Raw genomic sequence first — 24,509 nt, 5'->3', positions numbered from 1 at the left:
ATGGCCGGGGCAGGGGACACGGCCGACCAGCACGAAGTTCCCGCGTTGGAGGCCAGGAACGAGTTCGAGCTGCGGGTCGGGCTCAGCCGGCACGTGCCGGAGATGACCCTCCGCACCGGCCTGGCCACCGGCGAGATCGGCTTCCTGCACTCGTTCACCACCGGCTCGGCGGTGGACGGGCCGGGGATTCGGCTGGTGGCCTGGCTGGCCGGCTGCATGTTCCGCTGCCGCTTCTGCCACAACCCCGACACCTGGACGATGACCAACGGCCTGCCCCTGCCCCTGGAGCGGGCGGTGGAGGAGCTGCGGTCCTACGCCCACGGCCTGAAGGTGATGGGCGGCGGCCTCACGCTGTCGGGCGGCGAGCCCCTGATGCAGGCCCGCTTCGCCGTCCGACTGTTCGCCGCGGCCAAGGCGATGAAGGTGCACACGGCGATCGAGACCAACGGCTTCTATTCCGAGCGCCTGTCCGACGAGGAGCTGGGGACCATCGACCTGGTCCTGCTGGACATGAAGGGCTTCACGCCCGAGCAGCACGAGCGGGTCACTGGAGTGGCGGATAATTCCCGGGTGATCGCTTTCGGCCAGCGGCTGGCGCGGTTGCGGCGGCCGATGTGGCTGCGCTTCGTGCTGGCGCCCGGTCTGACGGACGTTCCCGGCGAAATGGCCGCGCTCGCCGACTACGCCGCTGGCCTGGGCGTGGTCGAACGGGTCGAGGTTCTGCCCTTCCATCAGATGGGCGCCTACAAGTGGGCCCGGCTCGGCTTGGACTACACCCTGGAGGCCACTCAGCCGCCCTCCGCCGAACAGGTCGAGGCCGCGGTCAACGTCTTCCGTGCCGCTGGTCTGAACGCCTACTAGCCGCGATGACGACGAGACCGTCAGTAGTGGTCTGGCGGCAGGGGCGCGGGGCTACGTCCTGAAATCCGATGCTGACATCAGTCTGGAGGCGGCGATCTCGGCGCTATCCCTCGACAAATCCTACGTCTCCCCGTCAGCTCCCGAGGTGTTGCTCAACTCCACGACCAATGAACACAGCCCGCGTCGACAACGTCAGCCTGCCGAGGCGGCGTTGAACACCGCCAGCTGAGCGTCGAACGCGCGCTTGAAGGCGGGGCGCGCTTCGGCGCGGGCGACGTAGGCGGCCAGGTTCGGATAGTCCTGGACCAGGCCTGACGACCCCAGCCTGCGCAGCACGGTCACCATCGCGATGTCGGCGGCGCTGAACGCGCCGTCGAGCCATTCTGCGTCGCCGAGGCGGTTGGAAAGGTCGCCCAGCCGGGCGCGGACCTGTTGCTCGAGGCCGGGCAGGCGGTCCTCGAACCAGGGCTTGTCGCGTTCGAACAGCGAGGCCATGCCGTGCTCGACGATCGGCGGCTGCATCGTGACGAGCGCGGCGAACATCCAGGCGACCGCGCGCGCCCGGGCGTTGGCGTCGTCCGGCAACAGGCCCGGATGGCGCTCGGCGATGTGCAGCACGATGGCGCCCGACTCGAACAGCGTCAGCTCGCCGTCCTCATAGGTGGGGATCTGACCGAAGGGCTGGATCGCGCGATGCGCGGGCTCCTTCATTTCCGTGAAGGTGACGAGCCGCACGTCATAGGGTTGGCCGACTTCCTCGAGCGCCCAGCGCACCGACATGTCGCGCGCCAGGCCACGGCCGCGATCGGGCGAAGTCTTGAAGGCGGTGATGGTGGGGCTCATCGTCTTTCTCCGAGGTCCAGGTATCTAGACGACGAACGACGGGAGGCCGTCACGACATGCGCTCGAATCTTTATCGCGCACGGTGGGCGTCACGGTGGGCGTCCACGCCGAGGAGGCGAACCTCTGGATCGTTATGGCTCCGCTTGCGTTGAAGGCGTCTGGCCGCCCTGGCCGCATCCCCTTCCAACGGAGTTTTCGACCATGAGCCAGCTTCGCCCCCTTTGCCTTGCCTTGACGTTCATGATCGCGGTGGCGGGATTGAGCGCCTGCGACAAGGAGGCCGGGCGCAAGCAGGAGACCGTGGGAAAGGTCGAGTCCGGAGTCGGCAAGGTCATCGGCGACAAGGACCTGAAGAAGCAGGGCAAGGAAGACAAGGTCGTCGGCGGCGTCAAGCAAGGCGACCTGAAGGGCGCGGTCAAGGACGCCAAGGACTAGCTGGCCCGCGTCCGAGTCGTCTCTCCACGGTCCATCCCCAATGCTCGCGAAACCGCGGCCAGCAGGTCCTCCCGGCGGATCGGCTTGGCGACGTGGTCGTCCATGCCGGCCTGGCGGCAGCGGGCGATCTGTTCAGGCAGGACGTCGGCGCTGAGGGCGATGATCGGCACCGAGCCTTGCGGACCGGGCAGGGCGCGGATGGCGCGGGCGGCGGCCAGGCCGTCCATGCCGGGCATGTGGACGTCCATCAGGATCAGGTCGAAGTCGTCCAGGCGCGCGGCCGCCAGGGCCTGGGCGCCGTCGTCGGCCGTGGTGACCTCGCAGCCGGCCAGGGTCAGCAGGGCGTGGCCCAGTTCGCGGTTCATCGGATGATCATCGACCAGCAGCACGCGGGCGGGGCGGGTCGCCTCCAGCTCGGCTGGCGCGGGCGTCGCGGGCTCCGGCCGGGCGACGACCTCGGCGGACAACGCCACCCAGAACCGCGAACCCTCGCCGAGCGTGCTGGCGACGCCGATCTGCCCGCCCATCTGGCTGACCAGGGATTTGCTGATCGCCAAGCCCAGCCCCGCGCCGCCATACCCGCGGCTGATCGAGCTGTCGGCCTGGCTGAAGCGCTGGAACAGGCGGGCCTGGACGTCGGGCGCGATGCCGATGCCGGTGTCGCTGATCTCGAAGCGCAGGTCGCCGGGACCCGGGCCGATCGTCAGCCGCGCGGCGACCTCGCCCTGGGCGGTGAACTTCAGCGCGTTGGCCAGCAGGTTCAGCAGCACCTGGCGCAGGCGGGTCTCGTCCAGGGCCAGCAGGGCGGCCTCGTCGCCCTCACCGGTCGTCTCGACGGTCACCGCGAGCGGCAGGTCCTTGGCCTGGGCGGCCGGGGTGACGATGGCGACGGCGTCGGCCAGCAAGTCGGCGGGCGAGACGGGGGCCAGGGCCAGGTCCAGACGGCCCGCCTCGACCTTGGCGAAGTCCAGCAGGTCGTTGACGATCTCGGCCAGGGAGCGGCCGGCGCTGCCGACCAGGTCCAGGCGACGACGACTCTCGGGCGAGAGGTCGGGGTCGTCACTGACCAGGGCCGCGAAGCCGATGATGCTGTTGAGCGGGGTGCGGATCTCGTGACTGATCGTGGCCAGGAAGTCCGACTTGGCCTGGTTGGCGGCCTGGGCCTTGGCCTGGGCGGCCCGCGCCACGGCCTGGCGGCGGACCAGCAGGGCCTGCAGGCGCGACTGGCGGCTCAGCGCCAGGGCGGCGGCCAGGCAGACGGCATAGAGCACCAGGTGGAAGATCTGGGCCTCGCGCAGCGGCGGCACGGCGGCGACGGGGTTCAGGCCGGTCTTGTGCAGGATCGCCGGGATGGTCGCCGCCAGTGAGCCGGTCACCAGCACCGCCGCCGCGCGCGGTCCGCCGCGGAACACCGCCAGCAGGGCGGGCGCGAACAACAGCACCTGCAGCGAGGCGTCGGCGGTGAACACGGTCACGGCGGTGGCCAGCACCAGCGCCAGGACCAGCACGGACTCCAGCGTACTGATGCGGAAGCTCTCGCGGTGACGGCGGTCGAACAGGATCAGCAGGGTCGGCAGAGCGATGGCCACGCCCAGCACGTTGGAGGTCGTCCATTCGCTCCAGGCGCGCAGGAACGGGCCGCCGAAGCTCATCGACAGCAGGCCGTTGACGACGATCGCGCTCGCGGCGGTCAGCGCGGTCGCGGCGGCCATCAGGGCCAGGAAGCCGCGCATCGAGCGCACGCGGATCGGCAGATGCATCAGCCGCAGCACGGCCGCCGTCGTTGCCGTCTGCAGGACGTCCAGCACGGTGACGGTCAGCACGAACCGGGGCGAGTCGCCGACCGACAGCTCCATCAGCACATGGACCACGGCGGTCAGGCCCAGAAGGGCCAGGCCTTGCCGGCGGTTGAGCAGCAATAGGCCGCCGATCAGCACGGCGTTGGCGGTCCAGATCGTCGGGATGCGCTGGGCGGCGCCGGCCAGGAACAGGCTGTAGGCCATGCACCCGGCGTAGGCGAGCGTCAGCACCGCCAGGCGTTGGTGCGCCGGGTTCCAAACTCGTCTCGGGTTCGCCGCGATACGCATTTCCCAGGCCATGGCCTTAAGGATGAACGCAAACCGTCGGTATTTTATTAAGTCGGGCTGCCGACGTATCGGAGGCCGGGACGTAACGGGCGCCGAGACCGGCATCCGCTTTCGGCTGTCACGCCCTAGTCGACCCGCATCAATTCAGCCCGGTATCGCTTCCAGTTCTCGACATAGTGCAGGGCCGAGGCCTGCAGGATCAGGGCGTGGCCTTCGCCGATTTCGCGCACGACCTTGCCGGGCGCGCCCATGACCATCGAATTGTCGGGGATTTCCTTGCCCTCGGTGATCAGGGCGCCGGCGCCGATCAGGCAGTTCTTCCCGATCCTGGCCCCGTTCAGGATGATCGAGCCGATGCCGATCAGCGAGCCGTCGCCGATCGTGCAGCCGTGAAGCATCACCATGTGGCCGATTGTCACGTTCGCCCCGATGGTCAGCGGGCTGCCGACGTCGGTGTGCAGTACTGAGCCGTCTTGGACGTTGCTGTTCTCGCCGATCTCGATCGGATCGTTGTCGCCGCGAACTATTGCACCCCACCAAATGCTCGAGTTCTTCCGCATGATGACGTTTCCCATCACCGAGGCACTGGGCGCGATCCAATATTCGCCATCCGCGGGAAGCGAGGGATCTGTGGCGCCCAAGGAATAGACAGTCATCCGTACACCTCGTGTTCTAAAATCGGGCAAAGCCTTAACGGCTCATAAACCATGCTCGCCCCATTGTGTTTGTGCGATTCGAGGGGGAACACTCCCATATCGGGAGACATTCTTCTCGTATCCGAGCCGTGCTCGATCATCGATCACGGCCTCCCGACGACGGAGACCTTGGGTGTCGGTTTTGGGGTTTGGGCGTACATTACCGCCTTCGGGGGCAAGCTCCGAACCGCCCGGCCGCGCTCGCGTCTCTGTCTTTCTCCTCCCCACCTGCTCCAAGGACGTCGCCATTCGGCCACGTCCTTTTTTCATGCCTGAATGGAGGCTTACATGACCAAGCGAGCTCTCAAGCGGATGGTGCGCGAAGGCGCGAACGACGCTGGCCGTTACGACGACGACGCCAAGGTGCGCCGCCTGCCGGTGGAGCATCGCCAAGCTTGGTCGCCGTTGGGCAATCCGGGGCATGAGGACCGGGACCAGAGTTACCTCAAAACGATCAAACCCAAATCGCCAGGCCAGGCCAGCCTGATGGAGGCGATCGACGACAAGAACCTGATCATGGCGCTGGGTCCGGCGGGCACCGGCAAGACCTACATCGCGATCGCCAAGGCCGTCGAAGCCCTGGAGGCCGGCAAGGTCGGCCGCATCGTGCTGTCGCGTCCCGCCGTCGAGGCCGGCGAGTCGCTGGGCTACCTGCCGGGCGACATGGAAGAGAAGCTGGCTCCCTATCTGCGCCCGCTCTACGACGCCATGAGCGACCGTCTGTCGGTCAAGCGGATGCGCGCCCTGATGGCCGAGGGGGCGATCGAGATCGCGCCGGTCGGCTTCATGCGCGGCCGCACGCTCAACAACGCCTTCGTGGTGATCGACGAGGCCCAGAACTGCACCTACATGCAGCTGAAGATGCTGCTGACCCGCCTGGGCTGGAACTCGACCATGGTGGTCACGGGCGACCCGAACCAGTCGGACCTGCTGCCGGGCATCTCGGGCCTGGGCGACGTGGCCGAGAAGTTCGAGGCGCTCGAGAACATCGCGGTGGTCCGTCTGGCCGACCGCGACATCGTCCGCCACCCGCTGGTCGCCGAAATGCTGGGCGTTCTCTGAAGCCTTCCTGAAAAGGCGCTCTGAAGGGTAGCGCCGACCCGCAAAACGCGAAAATGCGGAACAACACTTGAGTTTGGGGCGGTCGGACGTGCAAGGTCCGACCGCCTTAACTGTTTTGGGACCCTTCATGTCGTCCGACGCCGCCGCGACTCCTCGTTCGGAGTTCACTATCCGAGGGGTCCTTCTCGGGATCGCCATCACCGTCATCTTCACGATGGCCCAGGTCTATCTGGGTCTTAAGGTCGGTCTGACCTTCGCCACTTCGATCCCGGCCGCCGTCATCTCGATGGCCCTGCTGCGGCTGTTCCGCACCGGCACGATCCAGGAAAACAACATCGTCCAGACCATCGCCTCGGCGGCGGGGACGCTGTCGTCGGTGATCTTCGTCCTGCCGGGCCTGCTGATGATCGGCTGGTGGAGCAAGGTGCCGTTCCTGGCCACCTTCGGCGCCTGTCTCGTCGGCGGGATCCTGGGCGTGATGTACACCATCCCGCTGCGCCGGGCGCTGGTGACCAATTCCGACCTGCCCTATCCGGAGGGCGTCGCCGCCGCCGAGGTGCTGAAGGTCGGCACCGGGTCGCGGGCCGGCGCCGCCGAGGGCGTGTTCGGTCTCGTCGCCGTGGTGCTGGGCACCGTCGCCTCGGCTCTGTTCGCCGCCCTGGCCGCCGCCAAGATCTTCGCCGCCGAAGTGGCGGGCTACTTCAAGGCCGGGGCCGGCGCGACCGGCCTGGGCGCCTCCAGCTCGCTGGCCCTGATGGGCGCGGGCCACCTGATGGGCATCACCGTCGGCGTCGCCATGTTCGCCGGCCTGGCCATCGCCTGGGGCGTTTTGGTCCCCGTCATGACCAGCCTGCATCCGATGCCCGGCGCCGACGTCGCCAAGCACGCCCTGACCGTCTGGAAGACCGAGGTGCGGTTCATGGGCGCCGGCGTTATCGGCGCCGCCGCCATCTGGACCCTGGGCAAGTTGGCCCTGCCGATCTGGGCCGGCCTGATGTCGGCCTTCGAGGCCAACAAGGCCCGCAAGGTCGGCGGCGCGGTGATCCCGCGCACCGAACAGGACATCCCGATCGGCATCGTCGGCCTGGTGTCGCTGCTGCTGCTGGCCCCGGCCGGTTGGTTCCTGGCCCACTTCCTGACCGGCGGCCCGATCGCCAGCCTGGCCGCGCCGCTGGTAGCCATCGGCATCGGCTACGTGCTGATCGCCGGCCTGCTGGCCGCCGCCGTCTGCGGCTACATGGCCGGCCTGATCGGCTCGTCCAACAGCCCGGTCTCGGGCATCGCCATCCTGACCGTGCTGGGCGCCTCGCTGATGGTCGGCGTCGTCGGCCGCGGCGTGATCGGCCCCGACATCGCCAAGGCCCTGGTCGCCTACGCCCTCTATGTCACCACCATGGTTCTGGCCGTGGCCGTGGTCGCCAACGACAACCTGCAGGACCTGAAGACCGGCCAACTGGTCGACGCCACGCCGTGGAAGCAGCAGGTGGCCCTGGTCATCGGCGTCACCGCCGGCGCGATCGTGATCCCCTTCGTGCTGGAGCTGCTGAACCAGTCGAACGGCTTCTCGGGCGCGGCCAACCTCAACACCGTCGCCGGCGCCACGCCGCTGGACGCCCCGCAGGCGACCCTGATCTCGACCCTGGCCAAGGGCGTGATCGCCCACGACCTGAACTGGACCCTGCTGGGCTACGGCGCCCTGATCGGCCTGGGCCTGGTGCTGGTCGACATCATCCTGCGCAAGTCCAGCAACGGCCGGTTCAGCCTGCCGCCGCTGGGCGTGGGCCTGGCCATCTACCTGCCCAGCGCGGTGACCGCGCCGGTCGTGGTCGGGGCCCTGGCCGGCTGGATCTACGAGAAGGTCGTCGCCAAGGACCGCATGGCCGAGCCGGCCAAGCGCCTGGGCGTGCTGGTCGCCTCGGGCTTCATCGTCGGCGAGAGCCTGTTCAACGTGGCCCTGGCCGTGCTGATCGTCGCCACCCAGAAGGCCTCGCCCCTGGAGGTGCCCTTCGCGCCGTCCGAGCACGTGGGCATGATCTTCGCCCTGATCGCCGCGGCGGTCGTGGTCGTGGGGCTGTACGGCTGGGCCCGCCGGTCGGCGAACAAGATCCAGAGCTGATTGGCTTGATCTGATTGAGACGGGGACCCGGAGGGCGCGAGCTTTCCGGGTCCTTTTTGTTCAACGCTACAGTTTCGGAGAGTTCGAAGGCGATGCCGGCGGTGGCGGCGGAAAGCGCTCTGGACGCTGTGTGGGATAGATGACGCACAGCCGGGTCGTGCAAACCATCATCTCTCCCGTCCATCGATCGAGGCGCATTGGAACACGGTCCATGCCGACGAGCATTTGATAGCGGCCGCCCCCGATCAGGAATGCCGAGGCGAGCGCAACTACGCTAGCGACGAGAAAACCCGCAACTTTCCATCCGACCCGCATGAACCCTCCGCCCGCTTTCAAAGGAATATGGGCCGGGTCTCCTGTTCAATACAACTTCGGCGTGCCTGGATCGGCTAGGCCGGCGCCAGCACCGTCAGCACCTGCTCGCACCGGAACCGGAAGCCCAGCGCCTCGTATAGGGCGATGGCGCCGGTGTTGTCGGCGTAGCTGTGCAGGAACGGGGTCTCGCCGCGCGCCACGATCTTATGGGCCACGTGCAGCATCAGCTTCGCCGCATAGCCCTTGCCGCGATGGTCTGGATGGGCGCAGACGGCGCTGACCTCGGTGAACCCCGTGGGCCGTAGGCGCTCGCCGGCCATGGCGACCAGCCGGCCGTCGACCTTCACGCCGACGAATTCTCCCAACTGATGGGTGCGCGAGAAGAACGGGCCGGGCGCGGTCAGGGTGGCCAGGGCCAGCATGTCCGGCGCGTCGACGTCAGCGAGGGGCAGGATCTCGAAATCGACCGGCCTCGGCGCGGCCAGGGTCTCGGCGACCATCTGGTTGAGCACCGCGCGCCGCGTCACTTCCGTGCCGGGAACGGCCGGCGGGTCGAACCGTTCGACGACGCCCACCTCGCCCGGATGGGCGTGCACCAGGCGGGAAAGGGCGGCCAGGGTCTCCGGCGCGTGATCCGCCGTGGCGACGAACAGGCCAAAGTCGGGATCGACCCGCAGGGCTCCGCCGTCCCGCAGCGCCAAGTGCGCCTGCCGGCTGGTGAAGGCGTTCCAGATCACGCGATCGAGGGGATGCTCGCTCATCGTCCCTCAGTTGGGGAGCAATAGGCCCCGATCAACGCCTTGACCGCGCCGACCACGGCCAGGGCCGGCTTGTCGTCGTCGTCGAACATCTGGCTGGAGGTAAACACCCCCTCGACCAGCAGCATCATCGCGTCGCCCAGGCCGCCAGGATCGGAGGCGCCCATCGCCTCGGCCTTGGCCCGCAGCCGGGCGCGCAGGTCCTGCTTGTGCACCTGGGCCACGGCCCGGCCGGCATGGTCGCGGTCCGGATACTCGACCACGGCGTTGCTGAGCGCGCAGCCGCGATAGTCGGCCCCGCCCGAACGCGCGGCCAAGCCTTCGAAAAAGGCGACCATCTGGGCCTTGGGATCGTTCGGGAACGCCGCCTCGGCCGCGTCGAAGCGGCCCCAGAACCCGACCTCGACCTCGCGCAGCACGGCGGCCACCAGCTCGTCCTTGGACTTGAAGCCGCGATAGAGGCTGGGCTTGGTCACCCCGGCCTTGGTGACGATCTCGTCGACCCCGACCGCCCGGATGCCCTCGCGGTAGAACAGGTCCCGCGCGGTCTCGAAGATCCGCTCGGCCGCGCGCGGTCCGGGACCGTAGGGCAGATGGTGTTCGGGGATCAAACCCGAAGATTTCTCGTCGTTCTTGGCCATGGCGCTTGACGATGTTACTTACCGGTACGTATGCAAGGCGACAAGCCCCGTACCGATCGGTTACATCGCATGCAGATCCTTCGCCGCACCCTGGGAAATCGCTACGCCTTCGTCGTCGCAGCAGCGACTTTCTTGGCGCTGCTGTCGGCCGCTGGCCTCCGGGCCGCGCCGGGCGTGCTGATCCTGCCGCTGGAGAAGGCCTTCCACTGGGACCGGGCCTCGATCTCGCTGGCGGCCGGGATCGGCATCTTCCTCTACGGCCTGACCGGACCGTTCGCGGCGGCGCTGATGCAGTCGTTCGGCGTGCGGCGCACGATCAGCCTGGCTCTGCTGCTGATGGCGGTCTCGACGGCGCTGTCGAGCTTCATGACCCAGTCCTGGCACTACGTGGCCACCTGGGGCGTGATGGCGGGCGTGGGCAGCGGGGCGGTGGCCATGGTGCTGGGCGCGACCATCGTCAATCGCTGGTTCGTCGCGCGGCGCGGCCTGATGCTGGGCCTGCTGACGGCGGCGACGGCCACGGGTTCGCTGATCTTCCTGCCGGCCATGGCCTGGATCGCGGACCACGGCGGCTGGCGGCCGGTGGTGCTGACCGTGGCCGCCGTCGCCGCGATCATGGCCCCGATCTGCTGGCTGCTGATCCCCGAGAGCCCCGACGCCATCGGCCAGCGTCCGTTCGGCGCGCCCGACGACTGGACCCCGCCGCCCAAGGGCTCGGCCTCGAACGCCCTGGCGACCGCGTTCGGCGCCCTGCACCGGGCCAGCAAGACCCGCACCTTCTGGCTGCTGTTCGGCGGCTTCTTCATCTGCGGCCTGACCACCAACGGCCTGATCGGCGTGCACATGATCGCCTTCTGCGGCGACCGGGGCCTGCCCGAGGTCAAGGCCGCCGGCCTGTTGGCGCTGATGGGCCTGTTCGACCTGTTCGGCACCACGGCCTCGGGCTGGCTGACCGACCGCTACGACCCACGCAAGCTGCTGTTCGTCTACTACGCCCTACGCGGGCTCTCGCTGATCTACCTGCCGTTCTCGGACTTCTCGCTGATGAGCCTGTCGGTGTTCGCGGTGTTCTACGGGCTGGACTGGATCGCGACGGTGCCGCCGACGGTGCGGCTGGCGACCGAGGCGTTCGGGGATCGCGACGGGCCCATCGCGTTCGGCTGGATCGGGGCGGGCCACCAGCTCGGCGCCGCGACGGCGGCGATCGGCGCGGGGGTGATCCGCGCGCAGCAGGGGCAGTATCTGGAGGCCTTCGTGATCGCCGGCGTCGCGGGACTGCTGGCGGCTGGGGCGTCGCTGATGGTGCGGCGGAGCTTGGTCGTGAGCGCGGCCTGACTTGCCCCCTACGGGTCGCTTCGCGACCGTCTTCCCCCATAGGGGGAAGAGGTTCTTGAGCGCGGCGTCCTCCGCCCCCAATGGGGGCGGACAGGCGGCGAAGCCGCCAGGTGGGGGCAAGTCGAAAGCCGGACTAGCCTTCCAGGTCTTCGGCTAGGATCGCCATCTCGAACATGAACGAGCCGTCCTCGTCCTCGTCCTGGAAGATGACGCCGATGAATTCGCCGGCCACTTCGACCTCGGCGGAATCCTTCTGCTTGGGACGGGCCTTGAGGGCGATGTGCGGGTTGCCGAAGGTGCGCTTCAGATGGCCTTCGAGCTTGGCGATGGTGGCGGCGTCCATGACGGGCTCCTGATATCGATGGGGCGCGCGGGGCGCGGGGGATCGGCGGAAACTAGAGGGCGTCAGCGCAAAGTGTAAGGGGTTTTGCGTCCGAAGGCGGCTCAGCTTGTTGAGAACCCGGTTCCGATGTCGGACGGCGGGGCCGTTGCCGCGCCCTGGACGACCAGCCAGTCGCGGAACCGGCGGGCCGCCTGGGTGGCCTTGCCCTTGGGCGTCAGGGCGCAGACCCCGGCGTGGCCGGGGACGAAGCCCAGCGGCGCGACAAGGCGTCCGGCCCGCAGGTCGTTCTCTACGAAGGCGAACGGGCTGAGCGCCACGCCCAGGCCCGCGGCGGCCGCTTCCAGCATGTAGAAATAGTGGTCGAACTCGCGGTTCACCGCCGCCGGCGACACGGTGACGCCCGCCGCGGCCTCCCATTCGGCCCAGGCCTCCATGAAGGTGCGGGTGTGCAGGCGCGGCGGGCGGGCCAGGCTGTCCAAGTCGTGGACCTGGGCGGCGAGGTCGGGCGAGGCGACGGGACCGACATAGTGCTTGAGGAACGGCGTGACGTCGGCGTCGGTCGAGGGCGGGGCGTCGGGCAGGCGCATGCGGATGGCCAGATCGACCCCGTCGGCGCGGAAGTCGAACGGCCCGTTGGACTCCACGATCCGCGCCTGGATCTCGGGATGGGCGGCCACGAAGCCGGGCAGGCGCGGGATCAGCCACTTCATGGCGAAGGTCGGCAGGCACGAGACCACCAGCGTCCCGTCGCCGCCGGCGGGCCGGGGCAGGGCGGCTTCGATCTGGTCCAGCGCCACGGTCAGGGCCTGGGCCAGGGTCAGGCCGGTCTCGGTCAGGGTCAGGCGGTTGCGCGGCCCCTCTGTGAGCGCGACGCCCAGGTGGTCCTCGAGCTGACGGATCTGGCGGCTGATGGCCCCGTGGGTGACGCACAGCTCGTCGGCCGCCAGAGTCATCCGGCCGCGCCGACCGAACGCCTCGAAGGCGCGCAGGGCGTTGAGCGGCGGAAGCGAGCGGGCGGCCATGTGATGAAACCTCACAGATGCCGCCTGATAAGTCGTTATTCTAGGAAGGGCAACCGGGGGATACGGGGGCATGAACCGACCTTCTCCCGTCACCCCCGTGCAATGGCTGGCCGTTCTGGCGGTCTGGGGCCTGGTGGCGTACGGCGCCCTGGCCGCGCCGAAGGGCGAGGGACCGGGGGATCAGGTTCACCAGATCGCTTGTCGGTAACCCCAAAGCTCCGCTCATCCCGGCGAATGCCGGGGCCCAGATCCCATAGCGGTGTGGCGGGTTGGAAAAGTTMAGTGCTCTTGGCGTCAGACTCAAAGCCATTCCATCTGGGTCCCGGCATTCGCCGGGATGAGCGGATCACATTTGAGAGTTATTTCTCCGGCTTGACGATCATCGTCCACGACTTGTCGTCGCCCAGGAAGGTCTGGGCCGCCTTCTGGACGTCGGCGATCGTCACCCGTTGCAGGCCGGCGATCACCGAGCGGGTGGCGGTCAGCAGGCGCGGGTCGGTCTGGGCGCCCGACAGCGCCCCCAGCCAGTATTCGTTGGTCTCGCGGGCCTTCTCGATCTGGTCGATGCGCGGCTTCTTGGCCCGTTCCAGTTCGTCGGCGCTGACCGGCTTGTCGCGCAGGTCGGCGGCGATCTTGCGGATGCTGGCCACGACGCCGTCGATCTTGTCGGGCGGGGTCTCGACGCTGACCGCCAGATAGCCCCAGCCGGTGAAGGCCACGCTGGCAGTCGCCGAGGCCGAGGGCGAATAGGTCGCCCCCTGCTTCTCGCGCAGCTCGTCGGTCAGGCGCAGCTGCATCACCTGGGCCAGGACCTGGGTGTTGCGGGCGCGCTGCAGATCGCTGAACAGGTCGTCGGTCTTCCAGGCCATGAACAGCTGGCCCTGGTCGGCCCGGCCCTTGTGGGTGCGGACGATCGGGGTGGTCGAGGGGGCGGGGAACGGCGCCTTCTCGGCCCCGGCCGGGGCGGGGGTGTCGGCGCGGGTCGGCAGGGCGCCGAAGGTCTGGGCCACCGCCGCCACGGCCTTGTCGACCGTGATGTCGCCGACGATCACCACCTCGATGGAGTCGGCGGCCAGCGGGCCGGAGACCGTGGTCTTCAGCTGGTCTAGCGACGTCGCGGCGATCTGCTGGCGGCTGGGGAAGGTCCAGCGACCGTCGCCGCCGTGCAGCAGCCCGCCCAGGTCGCGGCCCATCACGCCGCCGGGGGTGGACTCCAGTTGGTCGTGGATCGAGCCGTAATAGGTCTTGATGCGGTTGAAGGCTTCGGGCCGCCAGCCCCCCTCGGTGGCGTAGGCCGCCAGCACTTGCAGCTCGGTGTCGAAGTCTTCCGGACGCGTGCGGCCCGACAGGCTGAAGGCGTCGTCCTCGACCCCCAGGCCGGCGTTGTAGACCTTGCCGTTCAGCACCCGCTCCATGTCCTGGGTGCTGATCTGCTTGAGGCCGCCCTCGATGAAGGCCGAGCCGGCCCACATCGGGCTCTGGCTGTTCGCGGGCAGGTCCAGCAGGCCATGGCCGATCCGGGCCTTCACCAGGATCTGGTCGTCGCGGAACTTGGTCGGCTTGACCGTCAGGCGCACGCCGTTGGCGAAGCGCACGAAGACGGCGTCCAGGTCGGCGACGTCCTTCTGCTCGACGACCGCGCCCTTGGGACCGAAGCTGGCATAGGGCCAGTTGGTGACGCCCGGCGCGGCCGGGGCGGCGACCGGGGTCTTGGCCGAGGCGGCGTAGGCGTCGGTGACAGCCTTTTCCGCGCCCTCGATGGCGGTCGGGGTCGGGATGACGATCAGCGGGCCGGAGCCGACGAACTGGTCCTTCAGCAGGGCCGAGACCTTGTCGGCGGTCAGGCCCTTTGTGGCTTCGTCGAAGACGACGAGGTTCTGGGAGGGGCTGGTGACGACCTCGCGGTCGCCCAGCGTGCCGACGATTCCGCCGGCCAGGGCCGTGGTGCGCTGGGTGGCCTCGCCGGCGGCGGCGGCCACGAAGCCGGCGCGCATGGACGCGATCTCGCGATCCAGCTCGTCCTGGCGCACGCCGTACTGCACGATGCGGCGCTGTTCCTGTTCGAGCGCGGTCAGGGCCTCGTTCCAGTGGCCCGGCTGGACCGTGGCGGCCAGGGTGGTGATGTCGGCGGCGTGCTCCTGGTCGTTCTGCACGGCCATGGCGACGATGAACGGCGGGTTGTCCGACCGGGTCAGCACCTGCAGCCGGCGGTTCAGCACCGCGAAGCCCAGGGCCTTGGCCAGCTCTTCCTTGTCCTTGGCGCGGGTCTCCAGCTCCAGGTCGGGCGGCAGGATCCAGGCCATCTGGACCGAGGTCTGGGCGCCGGGCTCGACCAGCACCTTGGCGGTCAGGCCGCGCTTGGCCACGGGGCCCAGGTCCGGCTTCACGCCCGGCTTGCCCAGGCCCTTCCAGTCGCCGAACCGGGCCTTGATCTTGGCCTCCATGGCGTCGACGTCGAAGTCGCCGACGGCCACGACCACGGCGTTCTCGGGCCGGTACCAGGCCTGGTAGAAGTCGCGGATGGTCTGGGCCGGGGCGGTCTTGAGGATCTCGGTCTTGCCGATCGGCAGGCGCTGGGGCGGCCGCTGGCCTTCCAGCTGGAAGCCGAAGGTGTTGACGAACACGCGATAGCCGGGGCTGTCGCGGGTGCGTTCCTCCGACAGCACCACGCCGCGCTCGCGGTCGACGGCCTCGGGGGCGATGGTCAGCTCGCCGGCCGCCTCGCGCAGCAGCATCAGCGAGGTGTCGACCGTGTCGTCGTCGGTCTTGGGCAGGTCCAGCTGATAGGTGGTCTCGCTGAAATTGGTCGAGGCGTTGGTGTCGGCGCCGAAGGCCAGGCCGTGGCGCTCGAGGATCTTGGTCATCTCGTTTTCGGGCACGTTCTTGGAGCCGTTGAAGGCCATGTGCTCCAGGAAGTGGGCCAGGCCCTGCTGCTCGTCGGTTTCGTCCAGCGAGCCGGCGTCGAACCACAGGCGCAGGGCGGCCTGGCCGGGCGGGGTGGCGTTCTTCTGGATCGCGTAGCGCATGCCGTTGGACAGCACGCCGAACCGCACGCGCGGATCGGGCGCGACGTCAGACACCGCCTGCGGCCACTGGCCGGGCTTCACCTGGTCGATGGTCGGGACGGCGCCGGACGCGGCGGGCGTCGCGGCCGCCTTGGGCGCTGACGACGGCGCGGCCGCCTTGTCGTCCCCGCCGGGCATCAGGTTGGAAACGGTCGCGCAGGCGGAAAGGCTGAGCCCGGCCGAGAGAACGAGCGCCAGGCGCGAAACGCGGATCATGTGCGACCTTGCAGTAGAGCGTTGAAGTCAGGAGGCGGAAGGCGGGCACCTTGGCTGGAGCGCGTGGCGCAAGCAAGGCGTCGGTTGGGCGGAAAGGCCACGCTTGGGTGTCGGCCGTGCGACATTAGGTCCGTGCGAATGCACGTCGAACTGTCGTCGGGATGGACTACCTTAAGAAGCCCCGCAGCAGCGCCCCCGATCATGTCCTCCGCCAACCCCACGTCCGCGCCAGCCGGCCTGCCGTTCGACGCGGCGGGGCTCGACCGCCTGCGCCGGCCGGTCTGGGTGTTCGACGACGTGCGCAAGCGCAAGGTCTACGCCAATCCGGCGGCGGTGGCCCTGTGGGGCGCCGAGAGCCTGGAAGCGCTGCTGGCCCGCGACTTCTCCGCCCAGTCGCCGGCCGTGCGGGCCCGCATGGACGCCCTCGCCCAGAGGGTGGCCAGCGGCGAGACCGTGACCGAGCGCTGGACCTTCTATCCGCTGGGCTTGCCCGTCTCGGTGCAGGCGACGATCTCGGCGATCACCCTGAGCGACGGCGGCGAAGCCATGCTGTTCGAGTCCGTGCCCGACGACCGCTCGGCCGATGAGCAGCGGGCCACCGAAGCCCTGCGCCATACGCCGGTGTTGGTGGGCCTGTTCGACGCCAAGGGCCGCCGGCTGTTCGCCAATCCCAGTCGCCAGGCCGCCTTTCCCGAACAGACGACGTTCGACCAGGTCTTCGTCGACCCGTGCGAAGCGAGCGGCATCTGGAAGACGGCCCTGGAGCGGGGCTTCTGGGTCGGCTCCTGCCGGGTGGTGGTCGACGGCCAGACGAAGTGGCACGGCCTGGATGCTCGCCGGACGCTGGATCCGGTGACCGGCGCCGTCAGCGTGCTGGTCAACCAGGTCGACATGACCGACGAAATCGAGGCCCGCCGCGAACTGGCCGTGGCCCACGCCCGGGCCGAGGCCGCGGCCCGGGTCAAGGAAGAGTTCCTGGCCAATATGAGCCACGAACTGCGCACGCCCCTGACCAGCGTGATCGGCTTCGCCGGCCTGCTGCGCGACGCGCCGTTGAGCCCCGAGCAGCGTCGCTATCTGAGCCGCATCGAGGACGCCGGCCAGGCCCTGATGTCGACGCTGAACGACGTGCTGGACCTGTCGAAGCTGGACGCCGGCGGGGTCGAGCTGGACCCGCGGCCGTTCGCGCTGGAGACCGTGCTGGACCAGGCCCTGGGCATCATCCAGGCCCAGGCCGGGCCCAAGGGCCTGTCGCTGAGCAAGCAGGTCGACGCCGACACGCCCCGGTTCGTGGTCGGCGACCCCGAGCGCCTGCGTCAGATCCTGCTGAACCTGCTGGGCAATGCGGTGAAGTTCACGACCGAGGGTTCGGTGACCCTGACGGCCCGATGTCTCGACCACGACGGTCCGGACGGGGCGGCCCGGATCGAGCTGTCGGTCACCGACACCGGCGTCGGCGTGGCCGAGGACATGATCGAGCACGTCTTCGAGCGGTTCACCCAGGCCGACGCCACGGTCACGCGCCAGTTCGGCGGCACCGGCCTTGGCCTGTCGATCACCCGGCGGCTGGCCCAGGCGATGGGCGGCGAGGTCGGGGCGTCCAGCACGCTGGGGCAGGGCTCGCGGTTCTGGTGCGTGCTGCCCTTGCCGGTCGCCGCCGACGGCGGGCCCGCCCCGGAGGAGGCGCTCCCCCACGCACCGGCGCCGGGTGTCCGGGTGCTGCTGGCCGACGACAACGAGGCCAATCGCGAGCTGGTCGGCGCGATCCTGCGGTCGGTCGGCCACCAGGTCGACCTGGCCGTCAACGGCGTCGAGGCCGTCGCCCTGGCGGCGCGCGGCGAGCACGACCTGGTGTTGATGGACGTGCAGATGCCGCTGCAGGACGGGGTCAGCGCCACCCGCGCCATCCGTCGGCTGCACGGGCCCGCCGCCGAGGTGCCGATCATCGCGCTGAGCGCCAACGCCCTGGCCCATCAGGTCGAGCTTTACCGGGCCTGCGGCATGAACGACCACATCGCCAAGCCGATCGCCACCGGCGAGCTGCTGAGCAAGGTGGCGTTGTGGGGCGCGTCCGCCGGGACGCCGCCTAGCTAATCGAACACCAGTACGCGCTTGCCGGCCTCCGGGCGCGCGGCGGTCTCTTCCAGGGCCGCGCGGAAGTCTTCGAGGCGATGTCGCCCGGCGATCGGCACCACCACCGTCGAATCGGCGAGTTCGTCGAGCACGCTCTTCAGATAGGCGGCGTCCTCGGGCGGCGGCGGCGCGAAGAAGTAGCGATAGACGTAGGATCGGATCTCCTGCAGGTCCATCAGCACCCGCAGGGCGGTCGTCCTGAAGGGCTCGGGGTCGTAGGCGCCGACGATCACCGCGCGTCCGCGGAAAGCCAGGGCGTCCAGCAGCTGAGTCAGGACCTCGCCGCCGACGGCGTCGGCTACGCCGCTCAGACCCGCCCCGCCCGTGGCGATGCGCACGGCCTCGGCAAGCGGGGCTTGAAGTTCCGAGAGCGCGATCACGGCCTCCGCGCCCAGCGCCTCCAGGTCGCGACCCGCGATCCGACGGCGCACGATCGCCAGGACGCGGACACCGCGGCGATGGGCCATCTGGATCAGCAGGCCCGAGACCAGCGAATGACCCGCCGTCACCGCCAGCCATTGGCCCGGCTGGACTTCGCTGGCCGTCAGCAGATCGCGCGCGGTGATCGCCGGCATCAACTGGACGGCCCGGTCGATCGGATAGTCGTCCGGCAGCGGGATCAGCGCGGCCGTGTCGATCGCCGCGTATTCGGCCCACACCCGGCCCGCGCTGAACGCGACCAGGGTTTCCGGCGCCAGCGCGCCGCCCGAAACCACCCGCCCCACGCCGTGGTTGCCGACCACCTGGCCCGGCAATCGCGGCCTCTTGGCTTCTGGATAGAGGGCTTGGGTGAAAAAGAAGTCGCCTGGATGAATCCCGGCGGCGACCATCCGCACCAGGGTCTGGCCGGCGTCGGGCGCGGGCTTGGGAATATCCCGCAGCTCCACGACGTCGAGGGGCGAACCGATCCGGTCCTGGACAAGGGCTTTCATGAACTTGAACTCCTGGCGTCTCGCGAGGGCCGCGAGACGCCAGGGAAATGCGGTTCGCCACCGACTGGGACAATCGGCGCTCGCGGAGCGTTGTTTTCCAAATTCGGGATAATCCCAACCTTGCGCCAAGCTGCCGCGGCGCCGATCTCGATCCAAGCGAGGCGGAGGCAGATCGCATGCTGGGTTATGACGACGTGGCGATCTTTCTGCGGGTGGCGCGCGAGGGCAGTTTCGTGGCGGCGGCCAAAAGCCTGGGCCTGCCGACCAGTTCGGTGAGCCGACGGGTCGCGGCCCTGGAAACCCGGTTGAAGACCCAACTCTTGCGCCGCACGACGCGTGCGGTCGGCCTGACTGACGACGGCCGCGCCTTCGCTGACCGATGCGCGACGGCCATGGATGAGATCGAGGCCGCCGCCCGGGGGCTGGACCTGTGCAACTCGCGCCTTTCGGGCCGCCTGACCGTCACCGCGCCCCATCACGTCTGCAACGAAGAGTTCGCGCCGCATCTGCTGGATTTCGCGGCGGCTCATCCCGACCTGGTCATGGACCTGCGGCTGACCAATGGCGCACCTGACCTGATCGAAGAGGGCGTCGACGTCGCCTTCCAACTGGCTCCGCTGGCGGATGGCCGCCATGTGGCCCGCAAGCTATGGGCCGCGCCCTATGGCGTGTTCGCCAGCCGCGCCTTCCTGGAGCGCTGGCCTGAGGCCGCCAGTCTGGACCATCCGCGCCGTCTGGTCCGGCTGCCCGCCGTGGTGACCCCGCCGATCCACGGCTGGCGGTTCGTCGACAAGAGCGGCGAAACCTTCACTTTCGCGCCGCGGGCCTTGGGCGGATCGGTCGATGACCTGTCTCTGGGCGCCCTGGCCGTGGACCGGGGCCTGGGCGTCGGCTACCTGCCCAAGGGTCTGGCCAACCGCTTTTCCGACCTGACCGAATTGACGTTCGGCGACTGGCGCGTCGCGGACCGCGAGCTCTACGCCCTCTATCCCGCCGGTCGCCAGTTGTCGCCGAAGGTGCGAGCGGTGATCGACCACGCCCTCGCGGCCCGCGCGGCGCATCGGGAGTAAGGACCAAAGAGGCCCGCGTCTTGACCCCTCTCCCGGAGGAGAGGGTGTTTAGGGATGGCGCGATGCGCGTCGAGATGGAGCATCACCGCCGCGAACTTCTGGCGAGCCGGGCGGACGCGCTGGGGTGGTCCTAGTAGCCGCTGTTCGTCACCGAGAATGTCGCGTTGTTGCCGGTCGCCGTGGAGATGCCGACCACCGAGCGTCCGGCGCCGACGGTCACCGTCGAGCGGGCGCTGACATCGACATTGTTGGACTGGCTGTTGGTGGCCGTCATGGCGCCGCCGCACTGGTTGCAGGCATAGCCGCTGACCGCGTTGCCGATCGCCGTGGCGCTGGCGCCGGCGTCGTAGCCGCTGGTTCCCTCGAAGCTGGCGATCACCTCGACCCCGCCGCCGTCGTTGACCTGGACGTTGTCGAGCACCAGGCCCGGGCCGTTGGCGTTGCTGGCCATGACCGAGTTGCCGACGCCGTAGGCCGTGGCCTGGGCGCCGCCGAATTGGTACGAGCTTTCCTCGGCCTGGGCCCGCACATAGGCGGTGTTGTACTGGTGGCTGGCCACGTCCAGCAGCGTGCCGTCGTTGCTGGCGTTCAGGTTGTTGCCCGAGGCGGTCGCGCCGGTGGTGGTCAGGTTGCTGTTGCCGTAGGCGGCGAACTTGGTGGCCGTGACATTGGCCGCGCCGTTGTTCTGGTCGGTGATCCCCCGCGCGGCGGACTGGTTGGCGCCGGTCAGGTCGATGTTGTTGCCCGCGGCGGTGCCGGCCACGACCGCGGTTCCGGCCACGTACTGCAGCACGGCCCCGCCGTCGGCGGCGACGTCGGCTTGGTTGTTCTGGCTGACCCGCGCGCCGATCGAGCCGTTGACCATCAGCAGGCCCTGGCTGTTGCCGGCTGCCGTGGTGCTTTCGATCACGTCGCCGGCCTGGGCGGTCTCGCCCTCGATCTGGCTGCGCGCGGTGACCGCGCCGGTGTTGGTCTGGACCATGAAGCCGCTCAGCGTGCCATAGGCCGTCGTGGCCGTGCCGCTGTTGCCGACCGCCGTGGTGGTGACGGAGCTGGAGTCGCCCATGGAGCTTGAGACATTGACCACGCCGTGGGCGGTGACCGCGCCCTGGTTGACCTGGTTCGAGGTCAGGCCGCCGTCGGCGTTGACCACCGTCATGCCGAAGGTGTTGGCCCCGGCCGTGGTGGTGGCGGTGACGCCTTCGTCGGCGGTGACGACGTTCAGGGTCTGGTCGGCGAAAAGATTGCCGACGTTCAACTGGTCGTTCGAGCCCTGGGTGGTCTGGCTAGTAGCGACCCCGCTTGCCAGCATCACGCACATTGGGATCGCTGCGATCGTTCCAGCGAGACGGGTCTTCGCGGGTCTGCGCATTGTTGGTTCCCAGGTTGTTGTAGGCGGGGACGAAGGCCCCGGTCGCGCCCACTGTGTTGCCGGCGTAGGGGTCGAACTGCAGGCAGCTCTGCGGACCCGGCATGCCGTAGAGGTTGGCGCTCATCTCGATGGTGGCCCGCTCGATCAGCGAGCGCACGGCCAGCTGCATCGGCTCCAGCGCGCCGCGGCCCGCCGAGATGTCGAAGATGTTGCCGTTGAGGAAGTCGAAGACGCCGACGCTGATCTCGCGGCCGACCACCTGCTTCTGGTAGGAGATCACGTCGACCACCTCCAGCGTGCGGGTGTTGATCAGGCGCAGGTCCAGCGCGATGTTCATCACGAACACCCGGCGGCGGAAGTTGCCCTTCAGCCCGTCGGTGTCCTTGTCGCCGATATAGGCGTCGGCCCCGACCGAGCGGATGTTGTAGTTCAGCTCGGTGATGCCGCCGGCCACGTAGAAGTCCGACCCCGGGACCTGGCCGGCCAGGATGCGGCGATAGTCGGCCGGCGCGTCGGCGCCCGGCTTGGGGTTGTCGGAGATCAGCTTGTTGTTGGCGTATTTCAGCTCGTACTCCGACACCGAGGTGTCGAAGCGCTCGACCATCGGCATGCCAGCCTTGGCGAAGGCGGTCATGGCCAGCAGCGAGGCGCCCTGGGTGACCTTGCGGCCCGAACCGTCGGACTCTTCCTTGCCGGTGTAGTCGGCGATGCGGCCGATGGCGACGCGCGGCGCGACCACGTGGTTGGTCCGGGCATACTGGGCCAGGCAGACTAGGCCAGCGGTGTAGGGTGTCGGGTTGGCGGTCACCGGCGCCGAGCCGATCGGCGTGGCGTAGTTGCCGTCGCTCATCGACTTGGGAACGCCGCCGCAGGCGCTCAGCGCGGCGCAGGCGCCCGCCAGCAGGAGGTTGAGGCGCTTACTGGCCATTTCCCGTTTTCCCGACGTTCGTTCCGGCGCTGATGTTGCCGTTGTTGATCTGACTGGAGTTGACGATCACGGTGTTGTTGTTGCCCTGGGTGATGACCGTCAGGTTGTTGCCGATCGCCGTGGAGCTGCCGTAGCCCCCCAGGCTGCCGACCCCCGAATAGCTGTCCAACGACCCCGACGAGTGGCTGGACGAATAGACGCTCTGGTCCGCGCCGGTCAGCATCACGCCGTCGACGATGACCCGGTTGCCGTTGGCGTCGCGGGTCGAATACTGGACCACGTGGTTCTCGGAACCCGCCACGCGGCCGTAGCCGGCGTTGAACGACGCGGAGTTGGTCTCGAGGGTCTGGGCGTGGGCCGGGCTGGAAAGCACCAGGCCGGTCGCGGCCATGGCCAGAGCCAGAACGGCCGCGCTGATCGCCAGCGAACGCCCGGCGCCCGGCAGTTTCTTCTCACTCGCAGCCATCAGGAACCTCGTGAACACCGACGTGTCCGACGGCTAGCAACCCCCGTGCCAATATCGGACAGCGTTCGGTCTACGCCCGAAGGTCTCGCGATTTGGTTAAGCTCGTCGGTTCCAGGGCGCGACCTTTGACGGGCGCGACAATATGCGGCCCCGTCGGCTCCCCGGTGATCCAGCCCATTGATAAGGGGGCCGCTTTGCGAGACCCTGCTTCGAAATAAGTATCAGGGAGGATTAAGCTTTGCTGGTTTCTCAGATCCTGAAGGACAAGGGCGACCTCGTCTTCACCGCCTCGCCCAACGAGACGGTGGGCGCGGCGGCGGCCCTGCTGCACACCCGACGCGTCGGCGCGATGGTCGTGCTCGAGGAGGACGAGACGATCGCCGGCATCCTGTCCGAACGCGACATCGTGCGGGTGATCGCCGAGGGCGGCGCGGCCGCCCTGTCCAAGCCGATCTCCTCCTGCATGACCCGCGACGTGGTCTTCGCCCAGCCGGAAGAGACGGTCGACGCCCTGCTCGAGCGGATGACCGATCGCCGGATCCGCCACCTGCCGGTCTGCAAAGGCAAGCGCCTGGCCGGCATCATCTCGATCGGCGACCTGGTGAAGTACAAGATCAGCGAGGCCCAGGCCGAGGCCGAGGGGCTCAAGGCCTATATCGCGGCCGGCTGAGGCCCCATTCGAACGGGGCTTTCGGGGCGGCCGGATTCGGGTCGCCCGCTGCTCTATATATAGGGCGCCTGTATAGAGCGTGGGTCAGCGCGCCGGTTCGCCGATCAGTTCCGCGCCCGAACCGGCGACCGCGTCCGCCAGGCTGTAGCCCTCCAGCACCGCCGCCGTCGCGTCGCGGGCCTGCAGCAGGGCCTCGCGCAGGGCGCAGGTCGCCAGGTCGCGACAGTCCTCGCAACGGCGGAAGGCCGTGCGGCTGACGCAGGGGGTGAGCGCCAGGGGGCCGTCGACCAGGCGGATGATCTCGGCGAAGCTGATCGCGGCGGGTTCGCGTCCCAGCAGATAGCCGCCGAACTTGCCTCGCCGGCTGGCGACCAGGCCCTGGCGCGACAGTGTAAGAAGTATGGCCTCGAGGAACTTGCGCGGCGCGTCGGCGCGGATCGCCAGTTCGCCGGCGGTGACCTGCCCGTTCTCGCGGGCCAGTTCGATCATGGCGCGCAGGGCGTAGCGCGCTTTCTGGGACAACATGGACGCGGGGCCTCCTATTGCAGAGGTCTATGGAGGCAGGGGAGGGGACAGCGCAAGCGCCGTCGCCCCGGCGGATATGGGGCCTGGGTCCAAACCATTCACAGATCCACGCACAGGGAAAGCGATGCGTGCGGTTGATCGGGTCGCTTTTGCGGTTGCGACTCCCCGGGGCGGTGGCTACACACCGCCCTCGCTTCGGGGCCAACGCCCGCCGGACGAATTCGAGGCCTTCGGGCCTTGCATTTGGAAAGGCGGATCGCTAGGTTCCGCAGCCTCAATCGACTCGGTGACGAATTTGCGAAGACCCTGTCTTCAAGGGCTTCGTCGCCGCGCTTTTGTCCTTCGAAGCGGCCTCGGCCAGCTCATCGACAAAAGTGAAAAGGCCGATTGACAGGGAAAGGCGGCTTCAATAGAAACCGCCCTCCCGAGAGTAAGAAAGGAAAGTTCGCAAGAGCTTCTGAAATTACTCTTCAAGTTCTTCGAGGGTTTCTTTGGAATTCTTGCTTGACTTGATTGACGGCTTTCACTAGAAGGTCGCTTCGGTCTACTGGGTTTGCTTTGGGGCGGATTTGGTGGGTTGGTTCGGACGGTTTTGCAAAAAACGGTTTGACACGGAATT

General features: G+C 68.6%; 22 protein-coding genes. 9 read left to right on the top strand and 13 right to left on the bottom strand.

Annotated features, from left to right (window positions below):
* Positions 1 to 861 carry a pyruvate formate-lyase-activating protein gene (gene pflA / locus AC1DMQ_RS24790; protein WP_477036198.1) on the top strand — a complete coding sequence of 287 codons (861 nt, stop codon included), beginning with the start codon at positions 1 to 3 and terminating at the stop codon, positions 859 to 861.
* A gap of 192 nt (positions 862 to 1,053) precedes the next feature.
* Here pflA and AC1DMQ_RS24785 read toward each other — a convergent pair whose 3' ends face one another.
* A complete protein-coding gene (locus AC1DMQ_RS24785; RefSeq protein WP_477036197.1) occupies positions 1,054 to 1,704 on the bottom strand; it encodes a glutathione S-transferase family protein in 651 nt (216 codons plus the stop codon).
* Between the two features lie 201 nt (positions 1,705 to 1,905).
* Between AC1DMQ_RS24785 and AC1DMQ_RS24780 the strand changes: the two genes are divergently transcribed.
* A complete protein-coding gene (locus tag AC1DMQ_RS24780; protein ID WP_477036196.1) occupies positions 1,906 to 2,139 on the top strand; it encodes a CsbD family protein in 234 nt (77 codons plus the stop codon).
* On the opposite strand, the gene AC1DMQ_RS24775 is transcribed toward AC1DMQ_RS24780, so the two are convergent.
* Together AC1DMQ_RS24775 and AC1DMQ_RS24770 are read right to left on the bottom strand one after the other, a co-directional pair.
* Entirely contained in the window at positions 2,136 to 4,226 is a 2,091-nt protein-coding gene (locus AC1DMQ_RS24775; protein WP_477036195.1) for an ATP-binding protein, read from the bottom strand. The genes AC1DMQ_RS24780 and AC1DMQ_RS24775 overlap by 4 nt on opposite strands.
* Positions 4,227 to 4,351: 125 nt before the next feature.
* The gene (locus AC1DMQ_RS24770) at positions 4,352 to 4,882 is read right to left on the bottom strand and encodes a gamma carbonic anhydrase family protein (RefSeq protein ID WP_477036194.1); all 531 of its coding nucleotides are present in this window, start codon (positions 4,880 to 4,882) and stop codon (positions 4,352 to 4,354) included.
* Between the two features lie 315 nt (positions 4,883 to 5,197).
* Between AC1DMQ_RS24770 and AC1DMQ_RS24765 the strand changes: the two genes are divergently transcribed.
* A complete protein-coding gene (locus tag AC1DMQ_RS24765) occupies positions 5,198 to 5,983 on the top strand; it encodes a PhoH family protein (protein ID WP_477036193.1) in 786 nt (261 codons plus the stop codon).
* Between the two features lie 127 nt (positions 5,984 to 6,110).
* A complete protein-coding gene (locus AC1DMQ_RS24760) occupies positions 6,111 to 8,099 on the top strand; it encodes an OPT family oligopeptide transporter (protein WP_477036192.1) in 1,989 nt (662 codons plus the stop codon).
* A gap of 389 nt (positions 8,100 to 8,488) precedes the next feature.
* On the opposite strand, the gene AC1DMQ_RS24755 is transcribed toward AC1DMQ_RS24760, so the two are convergent.
* Together AC1DMQ_RS24755 and AC1DMQ_RS24750 are read right to left on the bottom strand one after the other, a co-directional pair.
* Positions 8,489 to 9,175, bottom strand: a complete 687-nt coding sequence (locus tag AC1DMQ_RS24755) for a GNAT family N-acetyltransferase (protein ID WP_477036191.1) — start codon at positions 9,173 to 9,175, stop codon at positions 8,489 to 8,491.
* Positions 9,172 to 9,813, bottom strand: a complete 642-nt coding sequence (locus AC1DMQ_RS24750; RefSeq protein ID WP_477036190.1) for a TetR/AcrR family transcriptional regulator — start codon at positions 9,811 to 9,813, stop codon at positions 9,172 to 9,174. Before AC1DMQ_RS24750 ends, AC1DMQ_RS24755 begins: the two co-directional genes overlap by 4 nt.
* A 69-nt stretch (positions 9,814 to 9,882) precedes the next feature.
* Between AC1DMQ_RS24750 and AC1DMQ_RS24745 the strand changes: the two genes are divergently transcribed.
* Complete coding sequence (locus tag AC1DMQ_RS24745; protein ID WP_477036189.1) at positions 9,883 to 11,148, top strand: MFS transporter; 1,266 nt, start codon at positions 9,883 to 9,885, stop codon at positions 11,146 to 11,148.
* A gap of 133 nt (positions 11,149 to 11,281) precedes the next feature.
* On the opposite strand, the gene AC1DMQ_RS24740 is transcribed toward AC1DMQ_RS24745, so the two are convergent.
* On the bottom strand, positions 11,282 to 11,491 hold the full coding sequence (locus tag AC1DMQ_RS24740; RefSeq protein ID WP_165189514.1) for a DUF3126 family protein: 210 nt from the start codon (positions 11,489 to 11,491) through the stop codon (positions 11,282 to 11,284).
* A 101-nt stretch (positions 11,492 to 11,592) separates the two neighbouring features.
* Complete coding sequence (locus tag AC1DMQ_RS24735) at positions 11,593 to 12,513, bottom strand: LysR substrate-binding domain-containing protein (RefSeq protein ID WP_477036188.1); 921 nt, start codon at positions 12,511 to 12,513, stop codon at positions 11,593 to 11,595.
* A gap of 70 nt (positions 12,514 to 12,583) precedes the next feature.
* Between AC1DMQ_RS24735 and AC1DMQ_RS24730 the strand changes: the two genes are divergently transcribed.
* The gene (locus AC1DMQ_RS24730) at positions 12,584 to 12,721 is read left to right on the top strand and encodes a hypothetical protein (protein WP_477036187.1); all 138 of its coding nucleotides are present in this window, start codon (positions 12,584 to 12,586) and stop codon (positions 12,719 to 12,721) included.
* A 151-nt stretch (positions 12,722 to 12,872) separates the two neighbouring features.
* On the opposite strand, the gene AC1DMQ_RS24725 is transcribed toward AC1DMQ_RS24730, so the two are convergent.
* On the bottom strand, positions 12,873 to 15,794 hold the full coding sequence (locus tag AC1DMQ_RS24725) for a M16 family metallopeptidase (protein WP_477036186.1): 2,922 nt from the start codon (positions 15,792 to 15,794) through the stop codon (positions 12,873 to 12,875).
* A gap of 201 nt (positions 15,795 to 15,995) precedes the next feature.
* On the opposite strand from AC1DMQ_RS24725, the gene AC1DMQ_RS24720 reads away from it, so the two are divergent.
* Positions 15,996 to 17,888 carry a hybrid sensor histidine kinase/response regulator gene (locus AC1DMQ_RS24720; RefSeq protein ID WP_477036185.1) on the top strand — a complete coding sequence of 631 codons (1,893 nt, stop codon included), beginning with the start codon at positions 15,996 to 15,998 and terminating at the stop codon, positions 17,886 to 17,888.
* Here AC1DMQ_RS24720 and AC1DMQ_RS24715 read toward each other — a convergent pair.
* The gene (locus AC1DMQ_RS24715; protein ID WP_477036184.1) at positions 17,885 to 18,859 is read right to left on the bottom strand and encodes a quinone oxidoreductase family protein; all 975 of its coding nucleotides are present in this window, start codon (positions 18,857 to 18,859) and stop codon (positions 17,885 to 17,887) included. The genes AC1DMQ_RS24720 and AC1DMQ_RS24715 overlap by 4 nt on opposite strands.
* A gap of 176 nt (positions 18,860 to 19,035) precedes the next feature.
* On the opposite strand from AC1DMQ_RS24715, the gene AC1DMQ_RS24710 reads away from it, so the two are divergent.
* A complete protein-coding gene (locus AC1DMQ_RS24710) occupies positions 19,036 to 19,929 on the top strand; it encodes a LysR family transcriptional regulator (protein ID WP_477036183.1) in 894 nt (297 codons plus the stop codon).
* Between the two features lie 130 nt (positions 19,930 to 20,059).
* Here AC1DMQ_RS24710 and hfaD read toward each other — a convergent pair whose 3' ends face one another.
* From hfaD to hfaA, 3 genes are read right to left on the bottom strand one after another with little or no spacing between them, the layout of a single operon-like run.
* Positions 20,060 to 21,250, bottom strand: a complete 1,191-nt coding sequence (gene hfaD, locus AC1DMQ_RS24705) for a holdfast anchor protein HfaD (protein WP_477036209.1) — start codon at positions 21,248 to 21,250, stop codon at positions 20,060 to 20,062.
* Entirely contained in the window at positions 21,216 to 22,229 is a 1,014-nt protein-coding gene (gene hfaB, locus AC1DMQ_RS24700) for a holdfast anchoring protein HfaB (protein WP_477036182.1), read from the bottom strand. Before hfaB ends, hfaD begins: the two co-directional genes overlap by 35 nt.
* Entirely contained in the window at positions 22,219 to 22,695 is a 477-nt protein-coding gene (gene hfaA / locus AC1DMQ_RS24695; protein WP_477036181.1) for a holdfast anchoring protein HfaA, read from the bottom strand. Before hfaA ends, hfaB begins: the two co-directional genes overlap by 11 nt.
* A gap of 238 nt (positions 22,696 to 22,933) precedes the next feature.
* Between hfaA and AC1DMQ_RS24690 the strand changes: the two genes are divergently transcribed.
* A complete protein-coding gene (locus AC1DMQ_RS24690; RefSeq protein ID WP_029907370.1) occupies positions 22,934 to 23,365 on the top strand; it encodes a CBS domain-containing protein in 432 nt (143 codons plus the stop codon).
* A gap of 84 nt (positions 23,366 to 23,449) precedes the next feature.
* On the opposite strand, the gene AC1DMQ_RS24685 is transcribed toward AC1DMQ_RS24690, so the two are convergent.
* Positions 23,450 to 23,890 (bottom strand): RrF2 family transcriptional regulator, encoded by a 441-nt coding sequence (locus tag AC1DMQ_RS24685; protein WP_477036180.1) that lies wholly within the window; start codon positions 23,888 to 23,890, stop codon positions 23,450 to 23,452.
* Between the last annotated feature and the right edge of the window lie 619 nt (positions 23,891 to 24,509).

The organism is Caulobacter sp. 05L422 (genome assembly GCF_056397765.1).
Note: the sequence above shows the minus strand (reverse complement) of the source record. Positions and strands in the feature narration are given on the sequence as shown.